This is a genomic window from Phenylobacterium sp. (assembly GCF_046463815.1).
GTDB lineage: Bacteria > Pseudomonadota > Alphaproteobacteria > Caulobacterales > Caulobacteraceae > Phenylobacterium.
Genome location: NZ_JBKBRO010000044.1, coordinates 1 through 2,929, shown reverse-complemented (window position 1 = coordinate 2,929; position 2,929 = coordinate 1). Strand labels below are relative to the sequence as shown.

3 protein-coding genes are annotated in these 2,929 nt (G+C 66.2%); 2 read left to right on the top strand and 1 reads right to left on the bottom strand.

Going from position 1 to position 2,929, the window contains the following annotated elements; genetic code table 11:
- The coding region (locus ACK4TT_RS18155; RefSeq protein ID WP_410213478.1) for an integrase core domain-containing protein at nucleotides 1-121 on the top strand (121 nt) is incomplete at its 5' end.
- Here the strand turns inward: ACK4TT_RS18155 and ACK4TT_RS18150 are convergent.
- On the bottom strand, nucleotides 118-837 hold the full coding sequence (locus ACK4TT_RS18150) for a hypothetical protein (protein WP_409637987.1): 720 nt from the start codon (nucleotides 835-837) through the stop codon (nucleotides 118-120). The two genes, ACK4TT_RS18155 and ACK4TT_RS18150, sit on opposite strands and share 4 nt — an antisense overlap.
- Nucleotides 838-1,333: 496 nt before the next feature.
- Here ACK4TT_RS18150 and ACK4TT_RS18145 point away from each other — a divergent pair, with 496 nt between their 5' ends.
- Entirely contained in the window at nucleotides 1,334-2,740 is a 1,407-nt protein-coding gene (locus tag ACK4TT_RS18145) for a tyrosine-type recombinase/integrase (RefSeq protein WP_410213623.1), read from the top strand.
- Nucleotides 2,741-2,929: the final 189 nt, after the last annotated feature.

The window sequence follows — 2,929 nt, the reverse complement described above, 5'->3', positions numbered from 1 at the left end:
CGATCTCAGCGCCTGGATCCATCGCTACAACTGGCATCGACCGCACGGCGGGATAGGATCACGCACGCCCATCAGCCGTCTCGGCCTCGAACGGGACAACCTGTTGAGCCTCCACAGCTAGGCGCCCACGCTCGACCGATGCGGCTCGTCCCGACGCGCCTCGACCATGTCGCGTTCGCGGGTCCACAGATCGGCGAAATCGACATCCTGCCACTGCTCGAACCACGGGCCGCCGTTCGTGTAGTGGATCGCCGCCGGCGTCGCGGCGGGGGCGGGGTATTCGCCCTCGAGGAAATTCCACGCCAGATCCAGGCCGCCGATCAGCTCGTCTGGAACCCAGGAGAAGCGGTGCAGGAAGGCGGGCGTGGCCGAGTTCACCACCCGGGGGGTCAGGTTCCGGACCGGCTCGCTGGAGCCATTGAAGACGATGAAGGACGACCAGTTCTTCCGCGGATAGGTCGTCTGGGGCTGGCCGTCCATCTTGATCGTCTGGGACGGCGTGTAGTCGTGTTTCACCACATGGACCGCCTTCGACCGGTCGAGCCCGTCGAGGAGTTCATAGATGTCGCGCGTGAACAGGAAATCGCAGTCCACGAAGATCGACCAGCCGGCCGTGTCGGCCAGGTAGGGCGTCAGGAAGCGGGTGAGCGAGAACTCGGTCGTGGCCCCCACGTCAGGCGCCCGCGAATAGAGGCCGAGGTCCCGCAGCGCGGGCTGGCGCAGCGGATGTATCTCCACGGGCCGGCTCGCATGCCGGGCAAGGGAGTGGCGGCAGACCTGCCAGGCGATGTCCTCGCGGCTGTCGTATCCGACATAGATCTTGGCGACGTCTGACATGAATCCTGGGGCCCCTTCTACGGCCTTGGTAGGCGAACGACGCGGCGGCGCCAAGGCGAGCCGTTGCCCTTAAACAGGCGCGCCGGCCGCCGGGAACTCCGCGGCCCCTTCCGCGGTCGCAAGGCGAGTCTCGGCGAACTCCGGGCCGCTTCGGACCAGGCGCAGGTTCTCGCCTGCGGCGATCCGGCACAGATCGGAGGATCGCAGGATGAGGGCGATCCCGGGTCACCGGTTCCGCCGGAAAGCATCACGCGTGAGGAAGAAAGGAAGAAATGGCGCGCCCGGAACGATTCGAACGTCCGACCCTCAGATTCGTAGATGAGTGGAGTGGAACAAACTGAAAACGACTGAAAGCGCTAAGCTACTGATTTTCAATAATATGTGACTTGCAGACCTGTTCATTTCGTCCACGTTAGACCACCGATTTTCGACGATTTGTGACCCCAGTGGGACCCAAAAATCGGGTCCGGGGTCCTCAGGTTCAGGTACTGATTTCATGGGGAAAAGGACTGAAAAGGCGCTCACTGCGGCGTTCTGCCGGAGCGCCAAACCGATGGAATTTGTGACCCCGGAAGGGACCCGATTCGAGCGCACTGCCTACCCGGATTCCGAGGTGAAAGGCCTCGAACTGAGGGTCTCGGCCAGCGGGGAGAAGACTTGGTGCTTTCGGTATCGCGACCGGGTGAACGGGCGACAGAGCCGTGTCACGCTGGGCGCGTTCGACCCGTCCTTCGATACGCCGCCCGACGATCCGGCAGAGGTCAGGACGCTGACGCTTCAGGGCGCGCGCACCGCGGCCCGGCGCCTGCGCGGAAAGGTCGACGCGGGCGCCGACCCTGCGGCTGATCGACGGCTGGCCCGCGTCACAGCCAAGAGCGAACCGATCAAGACGATGGCGGACCTCTCGAAGGCCTACTTTGATGCCTGCGAGGCGGGGACCCACCGCCCGGGCCGCCGTCGCCGGAAGGCCGATAGTACGATGCGGCAGGAGCGCTGGCTGTGGGCAAAGTACCTCGAGCCGCGGATCGCCGATGAATACGTCGACGGGCTCACGCGCGCGCGTCTCAAGGCGATGCTTCGGGAGATCTTCGGCATCGCCCCGAGCCAGGCCGACAAGTGCCGCGGCCTCCTGTCGCAGTTCCTCAATTTCGCGGTCGAGGAGGAGCGTCTGACGGCCAATCCGATCGCGCGGATCGCGAAGATGGGCGGCCTGACTCCGCGGACCCGGACGCTCGCGGCGGAGGAGCTGAAAACACTGTGGGCCGGGCTTGAGAGCCGCACCGAACTTAAGATCCCGACCAAGAAGGGCGACCAGCCGCTGCTGGTCGGCGAGCCCGTGCGGATTGCGATCCAGCTCGCGCTCGTCACCCTGCAGCGTCGCACTGAGATCTCCGGCATGCTGCTGCCGGAACTCGATCTCGACAACAAGGTGTGGATCCTCCCTGCGGAGCGCACCAAGGGACGCGAAGAGCACCTTGTGCCCCTCTCCGACCTTGCGGTGTCGCTCATCCGAAGAGCGCTCGCCCTGAACGCCAAGACCAAGCGCGGCCAAGGGTTGGCGGTCTTCCCGTCGCGCGCCTCCAAGGACGTCCCGATCGATGGGCCGGCGCTCAGCCACGCCATGGCTGACTTCACCAACGCGCTGCAGTTGAAGGACGCAACGCTGCACGATCTGCGGCGGACGGGGGCCACCGGCATGGCGGCCCTCGGCATCCCGCCCTACGTCATCTCCAAGGTCCTGGCGCACAAGGACAACGGTGGCGGGGCCGCCATCACCGCGCGGCACTACAATCTCTACGCCTACGCTGAAGAGAAGCGCGACGCGCTGACCCGCTGGTCGGGCCGCCTGGAGCAGCTCTTCGAGATCAAGCGAGCCGACGAACCCGAAGCCGAAGCGGTTTGAAGGGGGCGCCGAGCCCGGCCGCCTCAGCGCGCGGGCGGCCAGGCGGCCTGGTCGCGGGGGAGCCGGCCGCGGTCGTGTCCCGGGACGTGGTGTAGCTGGGCGGTAGCGGAGCCGCTCGCGAAGCGCGCCTCCACAAGGCGCCGTAGCGAGTGAGCGGCGTAGCGGGGTGGTCATCCGCGATCTTCGGCT

What these genes read in the sequence shown, in the direction of transcription:
- ACK4TT_RS18150 (WP_409637987.1), bottom strand. Translation starts at nt 837, where the DNA reads ATGTCAGACGTCGCCAAGATCTATGTCGGATACGACAGCCGCGAGGAC.
- ACK4TT_RS18145 (WP_410213623.1), top strand. Translation starts at nt 1,334, where the DNA reads ATGGGGAAAAGGACTGAAAAGGCGCTCACTGCGGCGTTCTGCCGGAGC.